The organism is Wolbachia endosymbiont (group B) of Chorthippus parallelus (assembly GCF_947251815.1).
Taxonomy (GTDB): domain Bacteria; phylum Pseudomonadota; class Alphaproteobacteria; order Rickettsiales; family Anaplasmataceae; genus Wolbachia.
The window spans coordinates 926080-944553 of record NZ_OX366390.1 but is presented as its reverse complement, the minus strand read 5'-3'; the positions used below and the strand labels follow the sequence as shown (position 1 = coordinate 944553).

Below are 18474 nucleotides of genomic sequence, written 5' to 3'. Positions count from 1 at the left end.
CGTAAAGTAGTTTTTGCTACGTTGTTTTATGTGCTAATTGTTAATTTGTGGAGTGAAAGATATGGCCGAAGGATTTTTTTCTAGATATATAGGACAGCCTATAAAAAATTTTTATAATTATGTTACGGGAAAGAAAGAAGTGTCTGATGATATGCAGAATACAGCAAATCAAGAAAGCTCAGAATTGTTGGAAACTGATGTGCAATCAAATGATGTACCACCAAGTAGTGATAATATAATATAGATGGCATGAGAATCACGCCATCTAAAGTTAAAAAATTCCTTGAGAAACCCGATACTTTAAGTGGTGTATTAATTCATGGGAGTGACAATAGTAAGGTCGATATTTTTGTACAGGAAATAATTGCCAACTTGAATGAGTATTCAGTTCAGGTGATGGATTTTGCAGTAGTGAATAAGTCGCCTGGCTTGTTATTTTCCGAGTTGGCAAACATTTCGATGTTTACTAAAAAAAGGTTAGTTAAGCTGATAAATGTCAGTGGAAGTATATCTAAAGAGTTAAGAAACATATTGGATCATAATATAGGCGATCATTATATAGTAATGATAGCAAATGATCTTCCATATAGTTCTACAACTAAAAGTTATATGGAAAGCTCAAAAATTTTCGGTGTCATTACCTGCTATAAGGACAGCGGTAGTAATCTTTGTGATATTATATCAAGTTACTTGAAACAAAATGATATAGAGTGCACAAGTGAGATAATCTACCACTTGCAGTCTTATTTTAATCATAGCAAACTGCCTATATATTCAGAGCTTGAAAAATTAGTTTTATATCTAGGAAAAAGAAAAGATCTTAAACTTGCTGATATAGATCTATGCTTTTCAACCTCCGGCAATGATTATGTTACACTTGATAATCTGTGCTCTGCAATAGTGAGTAAAGACATGGGACAATTCATCAAAATTTCCGATGTATTGATATTACAAGAGAATTTTTCACCGATAGCATTAATCCGTATTATATCAAATTATTTTCTACGGCTAGAAAGCGTTTTGCTGTTAATACAAAATGGAATGAATGAACAAGCTGCAATTGACCAGCTGAGTCCTCCATTGTTCTTCAAACAATTGCAGAGTTTTAAATCTCATTTGAAAAGTTTGCAACTTTCAGAACTTAAGAAGATCTTAGAAAATTTGATGAGCTTGGAAGTGACTTGTAAAAGAACTGACTTGGACCATAAAATGATCTTTCAGCATGAGATTAACTATTGGTGTTATTCGTTCAGCAGAGTAGTAAAATAAGGTAGACGAGAAAAAACAACTAAATGTTGTCATGAAAGTAGCTGACACTGGGATCCAGAAATATGGGATATGTGTAGAAGTTATTTTAAAATACAACGTTTTGGCAAGATTATGGATTCCAGTGTCAAGCACTGGAATGACAGGAGCAGAAACTGGAATGACAAGAAATCTAATATTTTCACATTTCCTGAACAATGCTTATTGGTGTCATTCAAATACATTCGGTGCATTTAAACCTTTTGTATGATTTTCTTCTAACCTTGCAACAATGCTCTCTCTACCGATAAAAATTAATAATTTAGCGAGTTCTGGACCTGTTTCTGTTCCTGTTAAAGCGAGGCGCAACTGCATAAATAGATCTTTTGCCTTTATATCAACTGTCTGTCGAATATTTTTAACCCACTCTGATAATGTGTTTTCATTACAATCACCTTTAGGCAATGAACTTAGCGCTATTTTTATAAACTCTTTATTAAGAACCACAGGCTCTATACCGGATTTGCATATTCTCCACCATTTAGCCACCTCAGAAAACCTTTCTATATTGTTCCTTATAAAATACCAAAACTCTGAACCAATTTGACTTAAACGATCTTGCACCATTTCAAATGGCATTTTTTGCAGCACTTTGCTATTTAGCTTATACATTTCACTCAAGCTGAATTGTAAAGATGCTGAGCTAAATTTTTTGATATCAAATGAGTCAATTAAAGGCTGCATATCAACATGAGCTTCTATTGGATCAGATGTTCCAAGTTTTGCTAAATAGCTAGTTAGCGCCATTGGTTCAATCTCATCTTCTCTTATGGACTTGACATCCAGCCCGCCTTTCTGTTTCGATATTTTGCTATCATCAAAATGTAGTAGAGGAAGGTGAGCAAAGATAGGAATTTTCGCTTTTAATGCTTGAATCATTTGAATCTGAACTGCGGTATTAGTTACATGATCTTCGCCACGTACAACATGGGTTACATTAAAGTCAATGTCATCAATAACAGAAGGTAGCATGTACGTATAAATTCCATCTTCTCTTTTTACTACAGGATCGCTGATATGAATTGTTGCAATATTTATTTCGCCTTTAACTTCATCATTCCATTTTACAGTTTCATTTCTATCCAATTTAAATCTGAAATGTGGTTTTCGTCCTTCTTGCTCATAACGAATTTTCTCTTGCTCAGTTAAAAGCAACGCACCTTTATCGTAAACAGGGGGAAGACCTTGTTTTAATTGCAATTTTCGTTTAGTGTCTAATTCTTCTCTTGTTTCATAACATGCATAAATATGACCTTCTTTCATTAACTGTAAGAACACCTCGTTATAGCGCTCAAAACGCTCTGATTGCTTAAAACTTGAATTCCAATTTATGCCAATCCATTTTAGGTCTTCTATGATATTATCTACATATTTGATATCTGAACGCTCAAGATCAGTATCATCAAAACGTAGTAAAAATTTTCCATTTTGATTACGTGTGTACATCCAACAAATGAGTGCAGTGCGTATGTTTCCTACATGTAGGTAGCCAGTTGGGCTTGGAGCGAATCTTGTTAGCATTTAAATGATTACTTTAGTTTATTTTAATTTTATATAAATGTACTGCTAAAGCAAGATTCTTCTTTGTCTTGGTGTTAGTTGCTACAAAGTACAGCGAACATGAAACCTTTTTGTTAGAGTTCCATGATCTGCCTGAAATACTCTGAAAGCACGGCTTTAGTTATTTACTCTAAATATATTATACGTATACTTGTTATTAAATTAAATTTGAAATGATAAGAAATGAGTGAATTTAAATCAATCCGCAATATTGCAATAATTGCACACGTTGACCACGGAAAAACTACTTTACTTGATAACATGTTAAAACAAAGTGGCACTTTTCGTGAGAATCAAGAAGTTCAAGAACGAGTGATGGATAGTGGTGATCAAGAACGTGAACGTGGGATTACAATACTTGCAAAATGTACGTCAATAATGTGGGGTGATGAGAAAATCAATATCATTGATACACCAGGACATGCGGATTTTGGTGGAGAAGTGGAAAGGGTGCTCTGCATGGCAGATGGTGTATTACTACTGGTTGATGCTGCAGAAGGTCCAATGCCACAGACTAAGTTTGTGTTGTCAAAAGCACTAAAGGCAAATTTAAAACCGATTGTGATAATCAATAAGGTTGATCGACCAGACAGCAGAATTGATGAAGTACTAAATGAAATATATGAGTTATTTTTTAACCTTGATGCAACCAACGAGCAACTAGATTTTCCAGTACTCTATGCTTCAGGTAGAAATGGTTGGTGTGCTAAGGAGCTATCTGATGAGAGAAAAGATTTAAGCCCATTATTTTCAACGGTGATAGATTACATAAAACCTTCCGTTTATGATCAAAATGCACCTTTTGCTATGCTAGTTACTTTACTTGAATCTGATAAATTTCTTGGCAGAATATTGACAGGAAAGATCTACCAAGGAATTGCGCAAGTTAACTCAGATCTTAAGGTAATTGATCTTGATGGTCAAGTGGTTGAGCGAGGGAGATTAACTAAGTTACTCTCATTTTCTGGTTTAAAACGCGTTCCAGTAGAGCAAGCTGTAGCTGGTGATATCATTGCCATTGCAGGACTTGAGAAAGCTTCAGTTTCAGACACTATAGCAGCACCAGAAGTTACAACTGCGATCAGCTCAACTCCAGTTGACCCGCCAACAATGGCGATTACTATAAGCGTGAATGACTCACCTTTTGCTGGGCAAGAGGGAACAAAACTTACCTCAACTGTTATAAAAGATCGTTTATATGCAGAAGCAGAAACAAACGTTGCAATTACTGTAACTTTGGCTCCAAGTGGTGAAGCATTTGAAGTAGGTGGACGTGGTGAGTTGCAGCTTGGGGTACTGATTGAAAATATGAGAAGGGAAGGTTTTGAACTTTCAGTTTCACGGCCTCGAGTGCTGTTTAAAGAAGAAGATGGCAAAAAACTTGAACCTATAGAGGAAGTAGTAATTGATGTAGATGATGAGTATAGTGGAATCATCATGGAAAAACTTAGCTTTCGAAAAGGTGAAGTAACTGACATGAGACCTTCTGGTAGTGGCAGAACTAGGTTGACATTTTTAGTGCCATCAAGGGGATTAATTGGCTATCAAGGAGAATTTTTAACTGATTCTCGCGGCACTGGTATAATCAACCGTTTATTTCACAGTTATGCTCCACATAAAGGTTCAATTTCCGGAAGGCGTAATGGGGTTTTAATTTCAACAGACAAAGGCGAAGCAGTAGCGTATGCAATTTTCAATCTGCAAGATAGGGGAATTATGTTTGTTAAGCCACAAGATAAGGTATATTGTGGTATGATTGTCGGTCAGCATAGTCGTGACAATGATTTAGAAATAAATGTACTTAAAGGTAAGCAATTAACAAACGTAAGAGCTTCAGGTAGCGATGAAGCTATAAAGCTTACTCCACCAAAAATAATGACACTGGAGGATATGATAGCATATATAGACGATGATGAATTGGTAGAAGTAACTCCAAAATCTATACGTTTGCGTAAGAAGTTCCTCGATCCAAATGAACGTAAACGTGCAGGAAGGGCGAAGAATAAAGAGTAATCAACGTTCCTGATAAAAATCTGGATTCCAGTGGGCTTTGTTGCATAGGTCAAATAAAAAGAGCTGGCAGTTACTGACAAAATTCACTATAAGACAAGCATTTAACCTACTAAAGAAAAATATGCCACAAAAAATGAGAGTCAGTAACTGCCATGAATATAACAAATTTCTCCAAGAGAGGGTAAATATTTTTTATTACGTCAATGATGCCATAGAAAATTGGTACGAAAAAGGTCCAAAAATGGCTGTTGGCAACTATATTTATAGCGATAAGTTCGTGATTCTGGTTCACATAATAACTTATTTATTTAGAATAGGTCTGAGACAAACAGCGGGATTTATAGCAGGGTACCTTGAGCAAAACTTGCAAGTTATTACAGGCCTCAAGAAGGCTTAAAAAACTTAACATCAAAATTGAAGACATGATAAAAATAATACAGAAGATATTGAGATTGCCATAGATAGTACAATAATATTCCAGGTCATAGCAAGGCAAATGGTACAGATAGAAAGTATCGCCGCTATGAGCAAACAAGATGTAATGCTAGAGATAGGTAGCAAAAAAGTTATAGCAGCAAAATACAGTGGCGGAGTTTATTCTGACCACTATGGAGCATGTGATCTTATTGCAAGGATTGATGTTAAATATAATATAAGCACACTATATGCAGACAGATCGAAAGAAGTTATACAAACTGTGCGATGAGCTTGACATAAAGACAAGGATTCCTCCGCAAAATAATGCAGTAGAGCATCCAAAGTTGGATTATATGGATGAGAGAAATTCTACAATCAAGCTCATAAAGTCATATGATGAAGATGGTATGAAGAGGTGGAAAAAAGAGATAAATTATGGGAAGAGATCTTATATAGAAAGTTTTTTCTCGCGACTGAAGCAAACATTTTGGTTTAGTTTTAGAAACAAATCTGAGGTTAATCGTGAGAGAGCTCAAGTGTTATTTGCTTAACAAAATTACTGATATAGGCATGGCTAAATTTGAGATAGCTTCATTCCACGTTACCTATTATCCGAAGAGTGATGCAATAAAGCCATTCCAGTGTCAGCTATTTGAATGACAATAAGGGGTTCACTTGAAACTGATTTTTCTTTGCACTCCAGTTATGCAAGAAATCTATTATATAATATTATTGTCACTCTCTTGATAGTTTTTTAGCTCCTCTCCTCCTGAGTTACTCGGTGCAATTATTTGATCAGATTCAGTTGATGATTCATCAGATCCAAACAACCATGAAAAAAAACCACCAAAAAATGATGCAATTAAAGAAAAGGGCTTCATAATTATATTAAGCAAATTATCAAAAAAAGAGCTCGGCTGTTCTTCATTTGTTGATGATTCACTTCGTGGATTAACACCATTTTGTGTAAGTGCTATGTCAATAGAATGTCCATTATCAGCATCTTCAATTTGTACATCACTGACTTCTTCTACAATGATTTCCTGTGATTTTTCCTCTACTTGTATCACTGGTTGCACATTACCTTCTTGCTCAGTATCTTCCTCTTGATCTCCTTCACTATCTGTCGATGCTGAACTGTCATCAGTTTTTTCTATGATTTGTAATAATAGAGCTTTTATTTCTTCTGTTTTAGCTAAATCAAAAGGAGTTTTTTCATCCTTGTCTTTTACATTGATATCGATTCCGTCTACTGCTAATAGAATTTTTACTATTTCTATATGACCATTTTTAGCAGCATAATGTAAAGGGGTCTTTTCACTTTCATCTATTGCATTAACATCTGCCCCCTTATCTAGATCATCTTCTAGCTGCTGAGAAAAACTGTCCCCAAGCTTAGCAAATAAGTGTAAGGGAGTCGCTTTATATAATTCTAATTTAATTTCATTAACACCATTGGGTTTGTTAAAATATATTACAGAACTAAATCTTGTTTTATTATTTATATCGGTACCAATCTTTATGAAGTCTAAATCATTTTTAACAAAATCTTTTCCTGATGATTGGTAATGGTCAATGACTTGCTTTTTTATTGACTTATGAGATCTTTTAATATTTTCTATAATTTTATTTACTTCTTCTTGTGAAAAGCTGAAAGCTAAAGGTTCATAATCTTTATAATCATCAGAAATTGTCGCTTTGAAAAGGGTATAAACTTTATTGATTTGTCTTGAAGATATTTCTTTTTGTGAAAAGTTGAAAGCTGGAGGATACACACTGTAATTAAAACCTTCATATTTAAACTCAAGTGGCCCAGTTCCAATAAATTTTAGATTATGATCCTTTGTTAGTTGTGATAGAAAATTTTTCCATTTACTTTCATCAAACTCGTTGTAACGAGGCCATGAGTAAATTAATACTTTATCTCCAACATCTCCAAATTGTACATGAATACTGTTTGGTTGTTTGAATATATCATTATATTCTTTTCCAAAATCATAGGTGTTAAGAACCTCAACTGACATATTATGAACATCATTGCTGATATATTTTAAGAAGATTTCCCTAACTTTGTGAGTCTTTTCAGCTAATCGAACTTTCTCACCCTGATTTAGGGAGCTGTTAAAATGTGTGTAATCAATAAAATTGCCACTCATCTGCACTTTTCTATAGAAATTGTATTATCATGGTACAGTTGCTAATAATCAATGAACTCTGCAGATAAAGTTCTCTGGATGCCAGCACCACATACCGAAATTACACCTTCATAAGGTTATATAAGAAATCTATTGTAATCAGCCTTCTCTGTGTTTTTCAGTATATTTAAGTAAACTATATATAAGAATTGCAATTATAGAACATGCAACTGTTAACAGTAAATTTGGTAAAATACTATAGTGAAAAAATTTTCCTACTATATATATTCCAATAGCTCCAAACATCATATTGCAGAATGAGAGGACTGCACTACCAAGCCCTATACCCTTGATTGTTTCTAAAGCAGAAGTTACGTTATTGCTGATTACGAGTGCAAGCCCGATATTGCTCGGAATCCAAAGAACTTGAAGAATAAGTACACTTAACTTGTTTGTGAGATAAAAATATACCAATAAACCATCCGATATCATCGGTAATACCAAACCTATTATTAACATCTTGCTCACTCCTATTTTTGGTACGTACCTTCTATTAATTAAAGTTCCAATTATGTAAAATATAACTATGATTGATATGAGATAGCCAAAATATTGTACTTCAACGCCCATTGATTCAAATATGAACGGGTAGTTAGCAATGTATGCCCAAAGCCACATGAAAGTTAATCCATGAATGGCTGAAAACCCAAGGAAACGATAATTCTTAAATATTAATATATACTGCTTGAAGATATTAATACTGGCTTTACTTTTATTTACGGTCAGCGTTTCTTGTAGCTTCAAGTAAATAAAAATGAGCATAATAATTGCGGCAAGTGATATGATAAAAAACAAAAACTTCCAACTATAACCATGTGAAATTATATAACTGCCTACCACTGGAGCTATTCCAGGTGAAAGTGCTACTATCATATTTAACTTTGAGATTACTCTTGAGTATTCACTACCTGAGTACATATCCCTGATTGCTGCATATCCGACAACGCCTGCAACACCAGCTCCAGCCCCTTGTATAAACCGGATTAATATTAAAAGTATAATATTATCAGCTATACAACATACAATACTTGCTAAAGTAAAAATTGTCATACCAATCAGCATTATTAGGCGCCTGCCATAATAGTCTGACAATGGGCCATAAATTAATCCAGATATTGCAATTCCTACTAAATTTAAACTGATCGTAAGCTGCGCTATATTACCTTTCACCTTAAAATAGTTGGCAATACTTGGCAATGCAACTGAGTATAAGTCTGTTGCCATATCAACAACTGCTACAGATAATATCATAATAAGGGAGATGATATTTTGTGAAAAAGCTGTCGACACTAATGATTTACTGGATTAAATATGTTTAATTGTAGTATATTTTTCTCATTAGTATATTAATTTAACTGCTAAAGTTTAAAATAATTATGTAAGCAATCTCTATATAAAATATGGATAAATCACAACTAGTTAAAGAGGTTTTCGATTCTGTAGCAAATTGCTACGACATCATGAATGATATAATGAGCCTTGGAATGCACAGGCTATGGAAAGAGAAGATGGTAAGTAGTGTGAATTTTAAAAAGCACTCCAAGGTTTTGGATATTGCTGGAGGAACAGGAGATATAGCTATAAGAATAGCAAGAGGGGAGCCAAGTGCTCAAGTTACAGTATGTGATATAAATCAAAACATGCTGGACAAAGGGCGTGATAAAGCTATAAATTCAAATCAGCTAAATTTCAATTGGGTATGTGCAAATGCAGAGAGTTTACCATTTGAAGATTCCGAATTTGATTATTATACAGTAGCTTTTGGTATTCGAAACTTTTCCGACCGTAAGAAGGCTTTAAGTGAAGCATATAGGGTACTAAAGCCAAATGGACAATTTGTCTGCTTGGAATTTGCCCCTATGCATTATCAAAATGAGATATTCACCAAATTTTATGACTTATACTCATTTAAAGTAATTCCTAAAATTGGTAGCATAGTTGCTAAAGATAAGGGTTCTTATGAATACCTAGTAAGAAGCATAAGAGAATTTCCAACTCAAACTAATTTTAAAATGGAAATTGAAGAGGTAGGCTTTAAGAATGTTGAGTTCTATAATATGAGCTATGGAATAGTGGCGTTACACATTGGAACAAAATAAACTCTGGTCTATTCAGTAGTTTTTTTGCTAACTTTCTGTAATTTCGCAGCGTTTTTCCTTGAGTAGAAATCAAGCTAAAGTTTCTTGAACGTATTGTTCTAACGAAGTACACTGTAGACTAATATTGTAACTTTTTCCTGAAGCTAAATACTTAACTTTAAAATAAAATGCGATCTAACATTAAGCAGCTATTTTACTATATAAAACCTAGTCTACATTATTTTAGCATAGCTTTTATTGCAGTTCTATTTTCAGCTTTAACGATTCTTCTTTTTGGTAGGGGCTTAAGCAACATAATTGATTCTGGTGCAGAGCATAACTTTACTACCAAGCTTGTAGTTGCAATACTGATAGTTTTAGGCATTTCTTTCACTGCATTTATTCGGTTATATTTCATTGGCATTGGCAGCGAAAAAGTTGTCGCAAGAATCAGATATGACTTATATAGCAGTATTACTGATTTACAACCAAGTTTCTTTGAGAATACAGGTGTGCAAGATGTTATCTCAGCACTCATTACTGATACCTCTGCATTGCAATCGATAATAAACAGCAGCTTATTGACAATATTGAGGAATTTTGTGGTACTGACTGGTAGTGTTGCAATGCTGTTATACACAAATCTACATTTAACCGCATATGCAGCTGCAATAATACCCATACTGCTCATTATCATGACTTCACTTGGAAAAAAAGTTCGCAATTATGCACGCTTTGCTCAGGATAAATTAAGTGAGCTTGCATCATTTAGTGAGGAAAATTTTAGATCTATAGTAACCATTAAATCATTTGTACTAGAAGAAAATGAAAAAATTCGTTTTCAGAAACATCTAAACTCAGTATCAAAATCATACGTAAAATTAGTACTCTTGCGTGCTATTTTAGTAACTCTAGTTATCACGTGTGTGATAGGTTCGCTAGTTATTTTGCTTTTTTTTGGAATAAAAGAAGTCTTAAGTAATAATATGACCATTGGAGAACTCTCCTCATTTGTGTTTTATTCAGCGCTTGCGGCAGGAGCTATAAATAATTTGAGCGATAATATCAGTGATTTACAACGAGGTCTTGGAATTGTAGAGCGTTTGTTTGAGTTTACGAACATGAAAAGCTCTATAGTAAATGGCGAAAATCCTATAAGAATTAATAGTATTCAAAAAGAAATTGCGTTTAACGATGTAACATTTTTTTATGCTGATAAGCCAGCATTAAATAACGTATCATTTTCTATAGAGGCAGGCCAATCAGTATCAATTGTTGGACCATCTGGCAGTGGCAAGAGCACCATTTTAAAGCTTCTGCTCCGTTTTCACGATCCAAGTGAAGGCAGTATTACTATCGATGAACAGAATATTAAGACAATTGCGCTAAATGATCTAAGATCGCTGTTTGGCTTAGTACCACAAGATCACATGATATTTTCTTGCTCAATAATGGAAAATATACTATACGGCAAACCGGGTGCTGAATATGAGGAAGTCAGGCAAGCAGCTATCAGTGCGTATGCGATGGAATTTATTGATAAGCTGCCGGATAAATTTGATACATTTGTAGGAAAAAGAGGACTGAAACTTTCTGAAGGGCAAAAACAACGCATCATAATAGCAAGAGCAATACTAAAAAATCCTCAGGTTTTAATACTTGATGAAGCAACTTCCGCTCTTGATTATAAAAGTGAGAACTTAGTGCAAAAAGCACTTAGCAAATTAATGCAAAACAGAACAACAATTATAATTACGCACAGGCTATCAACTGCACTCAAAACTGACAAGATTATAGTGATTAATTGCGGGAAAGTGGAAGAAGTCGGTACTCATGATTCTCTAATGAGTAAAGATGGGCTGTATGCAAAATTGGCGAAGATATAGTAAAAACTGAAGGAAAATTTGAGTCATACTTGTTGGTTGTTATGCTAAATTTGGCAATCTGGTTATTAAATCTTTAATTATTTTGACCTATAATAGTTCTATAATATTTTTAGAGGATTATTATGATTCATATTCGTAACGCTTTGCCAAAACAGCATATGACTTCTTATGCGTTAAAAGCACCAGCATTCTCGCATATGCAGTCTCATATGCTTGCACATGCACCTAATTTACACCATGGCCAATTTGATTTATATCATAATCATTTTGGTTTGCATAATAATTATCATGATACATTCCACAATTATCATGATGGATTTGGTTTTCTCTATTAGAGAATTATTGACTCATGTTCCAATAAGCTTACTTAAAGATATGGCAGACTGTCCAGTTTATAATAAGTTTTTTTATTTGGTTTTATTTAATTTTAACATAACCATTTCAGGAGGTTTATATGTCTCATAACTCACATATCAACATATTATCTAATAACGATATTAAAAGTGGCAACAATACTGATAAAAAGAAATTTACATTACATGTAGATCAGTCCGTCTTAGATAAGACCTACCGTCTTAAGCATCAAGATAAAAATTGTTGTTTTTTATCATGGCATTTAAACAAACGACGATTTTTCTCATCACAGCAACTAATGCAACCTTAGTGGCTTTACCAGAGTCAACCAAACGCTGGTAAAGTGCTTTCATTTTCCTATTATGACGAATAGCAACCACGGCAGACATGTATAATGCTTTTCGAGCATAAAATCTGCCACCTATGATTTGAGCTTTACTCACTTTCCTTCCGCTTTCATTGGTTTTTGGCGCAACTCCAATTAGACAAGCTATTTCCTTATTATCTAGCCTGCCAAGCTCAGGTACCTCTATGAGTAGGATACTTGCTATTTTTCGTCCAACACCTTTATAGCTAGTTAGCAGTTTGCTTTTTTCCTTCAAATCAGGGTCAGAGTTTATTATACCTTCTATATCCTGTCTAATTTGCTCTAATTGTTTTTTGGCAAATTCTACCTGTTTTTCTATATATTCCCTAGCTTTCCCTGTAACCTTATGTAAACGACACATATTTGCGTGAACATCGTCGTTTAGGTTGCGCTCAACTGCCCTTAATTCTTTTAGTTCTTCTTGCTTTTGTGAAACTATGCATTCTACTACCTCATCATTTTTCGTGATAAATTCGGCATACTTTTCTAGCAATTTTGCATCTGATTTGTCTGTTTTTGCAAAGTGGTTGCAGGCTTTTGCGAACGCATATACCCGGTTTGGGTGAGCTCTATGAACAGCTATGTTATGTTCTCGCAACAATTTTATGACAAGTTTTTCGTAACCGCCTGTTGATTCTACTGCACATAACTTAACAAATATATTGTTAGTCATTCTTGATCTTATAAACTCAGATATAGCCCTTTCTTCATTCTCTATACGCTGATGTTTATTGTCGATTGAGATATCAAGTGTTTTTTTTGAAACATCAATACCCATAAAAACTATTCTAGCCATTTTTATACCTATAAATATAATCAAATAATAACGTAAATGCTATACAGGGTTGTAATTCGATCTTTTAGATCCTTCTACCGTTCGTACTACATTATTTTAAGCTAGGAGTGTACTAAGGTCCATACGCGTCAAGTTAAAGCAAATTTAGAGAAGTTAAGGTGGATACCCTAGTTTTTCTGTACTTGTCTTTTAATGAAAATTGCGACCAAGTTATGGTAAGCTTTTTGAGAAAAATATTTAAGCCTTTAATTTTATTATTTAGTGCTAAAAATAACTCTCTAACCCGTCTTTTTAGCTCAATAAATGCCTTTGTTAAGCTAAGCTCCGTATTTTTTTTCAGTTCTGTGCAACCCACTATTCCATGAAATATAAGAATTGCACACAATTTGGCATATAGCTCACATAATACTCTGTATGGCTTTCCTCTCAGCTTATCAAGCCTTATATTACTCTTATATAATTTGAACAATAATTCAATTTGCCATCTTATTCGGTAAACTACTAGTATTTGCTCAGCATTAATCTTACTTTTTGGAACATTAGTTATAAATATCGACCAATTTAGTAACTTTTGGTTCCTTTGAGAAGATGTGTATCCATGTGATCTTGCTAACCTATTAGCCTTTCTTCTTCTAGCCATAGCTTGTTCTTCAGTTAGTTTTTTAAATATAATTCTTACTTTAACCCTTGTCTCTTTTCCTAACAATACCTCCTGTTCTAGAAAAGATCGATCTCCCAAATGTTCTAGTAAATCTATTTTTTGACCTGTCTCTATATCATATATGTTAGTATCGGATTTATAACGACTTATGAAATAAGCTCCTATTTCATTGATTTGTTTAAAAGAACTTGGCACAAAATAACCCAAATCAGATATTAGTAAATCGTTGTTCGATATATTGCTTAAATGGCTTCTATAACCCTGATCTGACCTTATTCCTTCAGTTATATTAAGCTGGTCTAATGTCTGATTTAGGTAGTCAAAAACTAATTGTAACTTTATTCCAGACTTAGTATTGCTTTCATAACCACTGTAGCTGGTACCATAACCTTTATACATGTCTTCCATACTGTTAGGTAAGCTAATATAGCTGCTGTCTAATAATTTAACACCTCCAAAGTGCTTCAAGATTCTGCAATCAACTTGTAAGGTATTTTTAAGTAACGTTAAAGATTCATTATACATTCTTTTCATGAATTCCACTGCTTCCTTGGTAAATCTAAAGTCCAGACCTTGTTTTGTTATATTTATCGAGTCTTCATTCAATAATTGACACACTGTCTCTATACTACAATTATCAATCCCTATATTACCCAAAACGATGGCTTTTATGAACGACGAGCCTTTTAGCTTCCTCTTTCTTTTTATGAACCCTGTTGTAGCTGAGATTTTATCTGCTTTTTCATTAAAAAATTCTTTGAGCTTTTTTGAGATGCAAACTATTCTTTTCATTGTATAAGTTCTCCGTTTTCTTTGTTAAATTTAAGAGAACTTATATCTTCTTTTTCTCTTCCTTACACTAAGTTTATTACCACAGTTCCTTAACTTGACGCGTATGCTTTTTTGAACGTTCCCGTTTTATGTTATCAATATTTTTTTGGTAAGCAATATGCATACTATCAAAAAAGGTCTGCATAGCAGTACTTACCGGAATGAGGTCTAGTTCTGTTGTAAGAATGCAGCCAATCTAACTGAAGCTCCTCCAAAGTACTATAAATCTTTTTCCTGAAGATAATATTGTAACATTCATCTTGCATAGTTCTATGAAACCTTTCACATATACCATTAGTCTGTGGAGAATAAGCTTTGGTTCTAGAATGATCAATATTTTCTACTCCCAAATATAACTGGTACGCATGATTCCCTGGTTTGCCACAATACTCTGTACCCCTATCAGTTAAAATGCGTAGCAATGGAACTTTCTGTTCATCAAAAAATGGTATATTGAGAAGATCTGCAGCTGTGATAGCAGTTTTCTCCGTATAAAGCTTAGCGAAAGCCACTCTAGAGTAGGTGTCAATAAAAGTTTGTTGATACAATACCTTTGATATTGCCTACATAATAGGTATCTTGACTACCTAAGTATCCAGGGTGTTGTGTCTCAATTTCGCCATTGGCCTCTTTAATTGTTCCTTAGTTTTTTCTAAAGCAGCAACTTGCTCCTCTGTCAAAATTATACCGTCTTGGACCACCTTCGCTTCCAGCGCCTTCAACCTCTTTTTAAAATTTTCGAGTTTGCCATATTGACCTTATCCCACTAGCAGATATTAGAATTCCTTTTTTCTTTAATTCATTAGCTGCTCTTTCTTGTCCATATGCTGGAAACTCTACTAACTACTGCTTCTTCTGTATCCTTTGGTACTCTATTGGCAAGTAATGGTTTGCTTTTGTTTATCTCGTATAATGCTTTTTCCCCTCCTGTTTCATACAGCTCTTTGAAGCGGTAAAATGTATCCCTTCATTACTCTACACGCCTGTGATACATTTCCTAATTGCTTTGCAAGTTCTAGCAACCCCAACTTTGGTTTTAGTATTTTTTCTTGTGTTTTACTCATATCTGACACTCCTTTAAAATTTATTTATATTTTTATCTTACTTTGTTAATCTGTCAGATCAAGTCTAAACTATTACAACCTTAATAAGTTAAAGACCTTGCTTGAGACTACAGAGGTATAATATTGGCTCCAACCCCTAATTATTGGATTAAGCTCTTTTATTACAGCTTCTTGTGGTGCTGCTTGCAACTCTTTAAGCTTATGTTTAATAGATAACAAGTGTTGACTTATAGATTTACGACTTGGTTTACTTGTAACCTCTCTTATTTTGACGTGTTTGATAATGCCTTATTGAAAATCCAAGAAAATCAAATCCTGGCTTTTCCCCATTTAGGGATTTCAGTGTATGTACAATTCTTGTCTTTGATGACTTTAATTCTAATCCAACGGGTTTTAGCCATTTTTCAATTAGAACCTTTGCCTTCATCACAAGTTCCTCGCTCTCGTGTAAAACCACAAAATCATCGGCGTACGTAATTACACTAACTGAATTTTGCGCCTGCTTGCGAGACGCCCTACCATATTTCTTTTTCGCATATTGGAAAAGTTCTTTCTTAAGCTCTTCTTTGATATTCTGTTCTAGTCCATATAGTGCTACACATGCAAGTAATGGAGAAATTATTCCACCTTGAATTGTGCCACGTTTGGTGGGACTAAACTTTCTATCTTCGATAATGCCTGCTTTCAACCATCCTTTTATAATTCTCTTTAGAGTTGGTGTGGTATTGAGTTTTTCTAACAGTGAGTTATGATCGATGTTATCAAACGATCAATCACCTTAATACCCTCTTCAATAATCAAGTAACTAAGGAAATTACAGTTACAGATTCAACACATCCACTATTTGGCAGAACATTTCCAATATCTTCTGTCAGCTCAAAAGTCCACAATGTATTTGTTACTTATCGCAATTACATCATTCTACGTATTCCGTTTTCTGCTACCAACTTAGCTAGTAAGCAAAACTTTCTCACCAGCAAGTTAACGTGGTCTTCATTATACGAATTTGTTTCTCTAGCAAAGGAGTATAAATTATGCCATGTAAACCATGTCAAGTGTGGCAGAAAATGTCGCAACGTTTCAAGTCAGAAGTTTTAGAAAATATATTATTAGTGTCCAAAGAGGTTATCTATGAGTACATCAGAGCTAATTACAGCACAGCATTTAGCACGCGAAGCAATAATTTATATCAGACAATCAACACCTCATCAAGCATTGAGCAACCAAGAAAGTTTGGAGTTACAGTATGCACTAAAACAAAGAGCAATTGACCTTGGATGGAAAGCTGATAATGTTGTAATCATTGATAGTGATCTTGGTTTAACTGGTGCTAGTGCTGAAAAGCGTGAAGGGTTTAAAGAGATTGTCACTAAAGTCACTTTATCAAAGGTAGGAATTATTCTCTCCTACGATGTGACTCGCTTATCACGTAATTGTTCTGACTGGTATCCTTTACTGGATATATGTGGCTATAAACAGTGTTTAATAGCTGACCGGGATGGTGTTTATGATCCTGGTACTATTAATGGTCGGCTGTTACTTGGTCTGAAAGGGCAACTTGCTGAAATGGAGTTATCTACTATAAGAGCTAGACTAAATGCTGGACTATTAAATAAAGCAACCAGAGGTGATTTAGCCTTATCTCTCCCAGTTGGTCTTGTTCGTAACATTGATGGTTCTGTGAACAAGGATCCTAACCTTGAAGTTCAGTCTCGTATCAATCTTATTTTTGAAACTTTTCTAGAAAAACGAACAGCATCAAAGGTTTTAAGACATTTTAATGATCATCAACTAACTCTTCCTAGATATAATAATTTCAAAGAACTACAGTGGAAAAAGCCAACTGTTGCAGCAATTACCTCAATACTAAAAAACCCAGCCTATGCTGGAGCATTTGTTTATGGGCGTTCCCGTACTACATACCATAAGCCATCTTCTGCTGACAAAACAACAAAAAAATTACCAATGGAGGAATGGAAAGTTCTGATCAAAGGTAAATACTCAGCTTACATAGATTGGGAAACTTTTACAAAGATTGAGATGATGCTAAAAGATAATTATGCAGAATACGATCGCAATAAAACACGTGGTATAGCAAGACCAGGTGCAGCATTATTACATGGAATAATTTATTGTGGAGAATGTGGACATAAAATGTTGGTACAGTATAAAGGAGGAAATCGTTATTTATGCAACTATCTACGTCAGCAGTATCGTGTACCTGTATGTCAGCTTTTACCAGCTGATATTATTGATAATGAAGTAGTTCCCAAATTTTTTGCTGCACTTGGTCAAATTGAGCTTGATGCTTATACTCAGGCGATTAACTCACAATTGCAATCTGAGCAAGCAATTAATAAAGCACATTTACAACAATTAGAGCGCCTAAAGTACCAAGTTAGATTGGCAGAAAGACAATTTAATCAAGTAGACCCTGACAATCGTCTTGTAGCTGCAGAACTTGAAAGACGCTGGGAGAAAGCATTGAAAGAACTCCAACAAGCAGAAATTATGTTCGAACGTCAGCGTCCAAGTGATCCAACACCTCAATTACCTGAAGAACTGAAAACAGTATTTTTAGATGTAGGCAAAAGATTACCTGAAATTTGGTATAAATCAATTCTATCACGTCAACAACAAAAGTCCTTTCTTCGTTGTCTCATTGATAAAGTGGTAGCACACAGAATCAGACGCGATTGTCTTCAGGTACGCATTATATGGCATGGTGGCGAAACTACTACTTCTCATGTTCCCATTCCAGTAAACTCTTTTCGCGAGTTGACTAAAGCAAAAGAAATGGAACAGTCTATAATAAAGTTGAGTAAAGAAGGTAAAACTATAATGCACCCATTTGTCTAGACCATTTTTTTCAAAGTGATCCGATTTTTAAAATGAATATGTTGATAAATACGTCGACACACATTTAAAGTATTTATCAATATATTCA

Annotated in this window: 14 protein-coding genes and 2 pseudogenes; 8 read left to right on the top strand and 8 right to left on the bottom strand. The window is 34.3% G+C overall.

What is annotated here, in order from left to right:
* The first annotated feature begins 61 nt into the window (after positions 1-61).
* Both OPS21_RS04310 and holA read left to right on the top strand, forming a co-directional pair.
* On the top strand, positions 62-244 hold the full coding sequence (locus tag OPS21_RS04310; RefSeq protein ID WP_015588477.1) for a hypothetical protein: 183 nt from the start codon (positions 62-64) through the stop codon (positions 242-244).
* Positions 245-249: 5 nt separating this feature from the next.
* On the top strand, positions 250-1269 hold the full coding sequence (gene holA, locus OPS21_RS04305) for a DNA polymerase III subunit delta (protein WP_007302689.1): 1020 nt from the start codon (positions 250-252) through the stop codon (positions 1267-1269).
* A 207-nt stretch (positions 1270-1476) separates the two neighbouring features.
* Here holA and gltX read toward each other — a convergent pair whose 3' ends face one another.
* On the bottom strand, positions 1477-2826 hold the full coding sequence (gltX, locus tag OPS21_RS04300; RefSeq protein WP_264337216.1) for a glutamate--tRNA ligase: 1350 nt from the start codon (positions 2824-2826) through the stop codon (positions 1477-1479).
* A 222-nt stretch (positions 2827-3048) separates the two neighbouring features.
* On the opposite strand from gltX, the gene typA reads away from it, so the two are divergent.
* Together typA and OPS21_RS08155 are read left to right on the top strand one after the other, a co-directional pair.
* Positions 3049-4878 (top strand): translational GTPase TypA, encoded by a 1830-nt coding sequence (gene typA, locus OPS21_RS04295; RefSeq protein WP_007302691.1) that lies wholly within the window; start codon positions 3049-3051, stop codon positions 4876-4878.
* A gap of 121 nt (positions 4879-4999) precedes the next feature.
* A pseudogene (locus OPS21_RS08155) lies at positions 5000-5889 on the top strand (transposase); the annotation flags it as partial.
* 125 nt (positions 5890-6014) lie between these two features.
* On the opposite strand, the gene OPS21_RS04275 reads toward OPS21_RS08155, so the two are convergent.
* Together OPS21_RS04275 and OPS21_RS04270 are read right to left on the bottom strand one after the other, a co-directional pair.
* Positions 6015-7451 (bottom strand): ankyrin repeat domain-containing protein, encoded by a 1437-nt coding sequence (locus tag OPS21_RS04275; protein WP_264337214.1) that lies wholly within the window; start codon positions 7449-7451, stop codon positions 6015-6017.
* Between the two features lie 138 nt (positions 7452-7589).
* Positions 7590-8714 carry a Bcr/CflA family efflux MFS transporter gene (locus OPS21_RS04270; RefSeq protein ID WP_458694673.1) on the bottom strand — a complete coding sequence of 375 codons (1125 nt, stop codon included), beginning with the start codon at positions 8712-8714 and terminating at the stop codon, positions 7590-7592.
* Positions 8715-8890: 176 nt separating this feature from the next.
* Here OPS21_RS04270 and ubiE point away from each other — a divergent pair, with 176 nt between their 5' ends.
* The 3 genes from ubiE (at position 8891) to OPS21_RS04255 (ending at position 11789) form a co-directional block, all read left to right on the top strand.
* Entirely contained in the window at positions 8891-9589 is a 699-nt protein-coding gene (gene ubiE, locus OPS21_RS04265) for a bifunctional demethylmenaquinone methyltransferase/2-methoxy-6-polyprenyl-1,4-benzoquinol methylase UbiE (protein WP_264337213.1), read from the top strand.
* A gap of 167 nt (positions 9590-9756) precedes the next feature.
* Complete coding sequence (locus tag OPS21_RS04260) at positions 9757-11454, top strand: ABC transporter ATP-binding protein (RefSeq protein ID WP_264337211.1); 1698 nt, start codon at positions 9757-9759, stop codon at positions 11452-11454.
* A gap of 122 nt (positions 11455-11576) precedes the next feature.
* Positions 11577-11789, top strand: a complete 213-nt coding sequence (locus OPS21_RS04255) for a hypothetical protein (protein ID WP_264337209.1) — start codon at positions 11577-11579, stop codon at positions 11787-11789.
* Positions 11790-12029: 240 nt separating this feature from the next.
* Here the strand turns inward: OPS21_RS04255 and OPS21_RS04250 are convergent, their stop codons facing one another.
* The 5 genes and pseudogenes from OPS21_RS04250 to OPS21_RS04235 all read right to left on the bottom strand — a co-directional run bounded on the left by OPS21_RS04250 (position 12030) and on the right by OPS21_RS04235 (position 16269).
* Positions 12030-12971, bottom strand: coding sequence for an IS110 family RNA-guided transposase (locus tag OPS21_RS04250; protein ID WP_264337207.1), 942 nt, complete (start codon positions 12969-12971; stop codon positions 12030-12032).
* Positions 12972-13104: 133 nt separating this feature from the next.
* Positions 13105-14424 carry an IS4-like element ISWosp7 family transposase gene (locus OPS21_RS04245; protein ID WP_264336711.1) on the bottom strand — a complete coding sequence of 440 codons (1320 nt, stop codon included), beginning with the start codon at positions 14422-14424 and terminating at the stop codon, positions 13105-13107.
* 76 nt (positions 14425-14500) lie between these two features.
* Positions 14501-15527, bottom strand: a pseudogene (locus tag OPS21_RS04240) (IS481 family transposase).
* A 72-nt stretch (positions 15528-15599) separates the two neighbouring features.
* Positions 15600-15716: a group II intron maturase-specific domain-containing protein gene (locus tag OPS21_RS08065; RefSeq protein ID WP_406719366.1), complete on the bottom strand. Its 117-nt coding sequence runs from the start codon at positions 15714-15716 to the stop codon at positions 15600-15602.
* Positions 15717-15774: 58 nt separating this feature from the next.
* The gene (locus OPS21_RS04235; RefSeq protein ID WP_265027747.1) at positions 15775-16269 is read right to left on the bottom strand and encodes a reverse transcriptase/maturase family protein; all 495 of its coding nucleotides are present in this window, start codon (positions 16267-16269) and stop codon (positions 15775-15777) included.
* Positions 16270-16658: 389 nt separating this feature from the next.
* Between OPS21_RS04235 and OPS21_RS04230 the strand changes: the two genes are divergently transcribed.
* Entirely contained in the window at positions 16659-18386 is a 1728-nt protein-coding gene (locus OPS21_RS04230; RefSeq protein ID WP_264337205.1) for a recombinase family protein, read from the top strand.
* Positions 18387-18474: the final 88 nt, after the last annotated feature.

Bases quoted from the DNA above. Each gene is read 5' to 3' on its own strand.
- OPS21_RS04310 (WP_015588477.1), top strand. From the start codon at position 62: ATGGCCGAAGGATTTTTTTCTAGATATATAGGACAGCCTATAAAAAAT.
- holA (WP_007302689.1), top strand. From the start codon at position 250: ATGAGAATCACGCCATCTAAAGTTAAAAAATTCCTTGAGAAACCCGAT.
- gltX (WP_264337216.1), bottom strand. From the start codon at position 2,826: ATGCTAACAAGATTCGCTCCAAGCCCAACTGGCTACCTACATGTAGGA.
- typA (WP_007302691.1), top strand. From the start codon at position 3,049: ATGAGTGAATTTAAATCAATCCGCAATATTGCAATAATTGCACACGTT.
- OPS21_RS04275 (WP_264337214.1), bottom strand. From the start codon at position 7,451: ATGAGTGGCAATTTTATTGATTACACACATTTTAACAGCTCCCTAAAT.
- OPS21_RS04270 (WP_458694673.1), bottom strand. From the start codon at position 8,714: ATGGCAACAGACTTATACTCAGTTGCATTGCCAAGTATTGCCAACTAT.
- ubiE (WP_264337213.1), top strand. From the start codon at position 8,891: ATGGATAAATCACAACTAGTTAAAGAGGTTTTCGATTCTGTAGCAAAT.
- OPS21_RS04260 (WP_264337211.1), top strand. From the start codon at position 9,757: ATGCGATCTAACATTAAGCAGCTATTTTACTATATAAAACCTAGTCTA.
- OPS21_RS04255 (WP_264337209.1), top strand. From the start codon at position 11,577: ATGATTCATATTCGTAACGCTTTGCCAAAACAGCATATGACTTCTTAT.
- OPS21_RS04250 (WP_264337207.1), bottom strand. From the start codon at position 12,971: ATGGCTAGAATAGTTTTTATGGGTATTGATGTTTCAAAAAAAACACTT.
- OPS21_RS04245 (WP_264336711.1), bottom strand. From the start codon at position 14,424: ATGAAAAGAATAGTTTGCATCTCAAAAAAGCTCAAAGAATTTTTTAAT.
- OPS21_RS04230 (WP_264337205.1), top strand. From the start codon at position 16,659: ATGAGTACATCAGAGCTAATTACAGCACAGCATTTAGCACGCGAAGCA.